A 3,041-nucleotide genomic window follows, 5' to 3' on the forward strand; every position below is an offset into this window, starting at 1 on the left:
CAGCACGACAACGGCGAGCAGGGCGAGCGCGAGTGACTTGCTCATGCGGAGAGTGAGGACGAAGGCGGTGTGAATCGCGAGCAAATGTCATCCGATAGCGAGGGAAAACGCGGAGGCGCGAAGACGCCCTGCGCGGGCAGCGGTGGTCGATGACCACTTCCATGTAGTTTTCGATTTTGTTCGTGCGCTTCGCGCCCAAACAAAATCGAAAATTTACATAAGCCCCCCTGTCGCGTTGCGAGGGGCGCAGTGGAAGTGCGTCAATCAATTGACCACACGCCCTACTTTTTGCCCACCTTGCTGGCGACGAGCGCGTCGTGCACCTGGCCGAGCAAGTTGCTCAGCGCCTGGTAGCCGCTGCCGACGATGTAGGCCGAGGGCGGGTCGAGGTACACGATCTGCTGCTTCTTCCAGGCCGTGGTCTGGTGTGTGAGCTCGTTGTCCAGTACCTTCTCCGCCGCGTTCTCGGCGTTGCGCTGGCCGATGGCCGCATCGCGACTGATGACGAAGATCCAGTCCGGATTTTTCTCCATCAGAAACTCGAAGGAGATGATGTCCCCGCCGTGGAAACGGTCGTCGATGTTATCCATCACCGTGTTGAAACCCACCGTACTGTGCAGCCAGCCCAGCCGCGAGCGCGGCCCGTAGGCGCCGATGCGCCCCGCGTTGGTGGTGACGATCACCGTGCGGCCCGCGCCGGCGGCGAGCCCCTTTAGCGCGGCGAGCCTGGCGTCCAGTGCAGTGTTCAGCTCGGCGGCGCGGCGCTCCTTCCCAAAAATGCGGCCCAGCGTCGCGAGGTTCGCCTTCGCGCTCTCGATATAGTTGTCCGCATCCACGCTCAGGTCGATTGTCGGCGCGATTGCGGCCACTTCCTTGTACTTCGAGGAAGAGCGACCGCCGATGATGATCAAATCAGGCCGCGCCGCATTGATCGCCTCGTAGTTGGGCTCAAACAGCGAGCCGATCTTCGCGTATTTGGCCGCCTGATATTTCGCCAGATAGGGGACGAGATTGCCGTCGGGCACGCCCGCGACTTCGACGCCCAGCGCGTCGAGGTTGTCGAGGCTGGGCACATCGAGCACGAGGACCCGCTTCGGCACCGCGGGCAAGACGAGCTCGCCCTTGGCATGCGTGATCCGGATCGGCTGCGCCTGCGCGAACGGCGCCAAGAACAGCGCGAGACCAGCCAGCGCACAGGCGAATAAGAAGGGATGTTTTTTCATAAGAAGACTGCGGTTTGGATGACGAGGAAACGGATTACAGAACAGGAAGAGCCCCTATCGATACTGAGATTAATTCCCGAAACCAGCTCCTTTCGAAGCTATCCTGCACATTTTCCCCTGCCCTACACTGCGCGCGGGGCAGTCCGTGACCGATTCATTGGGCGGTGGCTTCTACCGCATCCAGCGAGGCGACAACGCCGTCTCGCCGATGAAAGGGCCTGCGGCTCGCCTCGTTCGCGCGGCGGCGGCGCCACGCGACTACCGCCACACCGAGCGCACCGAGGATTGCGCCGTAGGTCGCCGGCTCGGGGATAAAGGGGGTGATTTCAATAAAGTCCTTATCATATTCTCTCCACTTGGTAGGCCCCTTATAGCCTTCGAAGCTGATGTTGTTTAAGCGGGCGAAATCGAAGCTGCTCTTCCTCACCAACAGGATATCTTCATATTCCCTCCAGTTTTTCATAAACAGCTTCGCATCGGGCCCGCTAAAAGTCAGCTCGTCGAGCCACAGGATGTTGGCAGCCTTGTCGTAGCCGCCCACCCAATCGATTACGCCCTGTTTTTCGATATGCAGCTTGGCGAGCTCTAGCTGTGTACCACCTCCCATTTCGAGAACTGCGCCTCCGCCCTCCTGCATACTCTCATTCCCACTTAAGATAATCGTAGGGTGGCCACCGCCTCTTTTCTGAATTTGGTTTCGCCGACTTCCCGCCAGTCTCAGCTTATCAGTACCCAAACCATCACCTACAGTGATAGGCCCAGAAACAAATAACACACCCTCTTTCAAATCCAGAACTCCTTGATGAATATATACCGCGCCGACATCATGCGTTACCGAACTATTCAAGCTCAAAATTCCTTCTCCTGTTTTCACAATATCCATCCCACCAGTCAGCTTCACCTCTCCATTAATATCCAGATTAGGAGCCTGACCGTGAATATACAGAGGGCGATGCTTAGCAGTAGTAATCCGACTGCCAGCACCTCCACTAATACTGAAATGACCACCATTGTGAATTAACCCTCCAGAGTTTATTGTAAGGCTCTCTCCGTTAAAATTTACATCACCACTATTCCATAGTGTTAGAGAGTTAACCACCTTGGAGCCACCCAGATAACTTATCCCCCCACCTATAAGACCATTTGCTGCGCTATTCCACAAATCTCGCCTTCCTTCAAGGAAAGCGGAATTCATTTCCTCTAAGTGATATCCCCGATGGTCTTTCCGGATAGCGGCAAATTCATAAAGATCGTCACCACCTCCGAAGTTATTTACTACTGCCCAAGGAATAATAGCAATACCACCTCCGTCATTTATGGCATACTTACTGACATCCCTCTCAAAGATCAAATTACCTAGCTTCTCATAGAAAAAAGTACTTCTTGATAAGTCAGAGCGAACCAAATCCATAGCATAGATACTCACATTATGCGTATATAGATAATTACCTCCCCCTATAAACCTGACATTCCCTCTGTAAATATCTATATTCTGCCCCGCATTATCCATACTCACAAAAATACCATCCAGTACAATATCGGAACCAGCCTGAGCTCTAGCTTGTTCTTCTACTACCTCCCCTTGCTCTTTATTAATTAATTCTTCATGGGTCATATCAAGAGTATCCCCACTCGCATCCTCTGCTCCCTCCGCCCAAGCAATAAGCTCTGTTGGTAAAATAATCTGCGCATTAACGGGAGAGCATACCATCCCTATAAATACACATACCCCAACCACCAAACCCGCACAACACCATGACTTATATAAAGTTATGCTCGGGGGGGGGGGGGGGGGGAAAAAAAAAACAATAAAAAAAA

2 protein-coding genes are annotated in these 3,041 nt (G+C 53.8%); both read right to left on the reverse strand.

Annotation, left to right across the window (positions count from 1 at the left end; all coding sequences use genetic code 11):
- Positions 1-281 precede the first annotated feature (281 nt).
- Positions 282-1,223 carry a siderophore ABC transporter substrate-binding protein gene (locus AXK11_RS06640; protein ID WP_068630554.1) on the reverse strand — a complete coding sequence of 314 codons (942 nt, stop codon included), beginning with the start codon at positions 1,221-1,223 and terminating at the stop codon, positions 282-284.
- A 154-nt stretch (positions 1,224-1,377) separates the two neighbouring features.
- Positions 1,378-3,041, reverse strand: a 1,664-nt coding sequence (locus tag AXK11_RS09805; protein ID WP_231865787.1) for a PEP-CTERM sorting domain-containing protein, incomplete at its 5' end; no start/stop codon positions are given.

Source organism: Cephaloticoccus primus, from assembly GCF_001580015.1.
Taxonomy (GTDB): domain Bacteria; phylum Verrucomicrobiota; class Verrucomicrobiia; order Opitutales; family Opitutaceae; genus Cephaloticoccus; species Cephaloticoccus primus.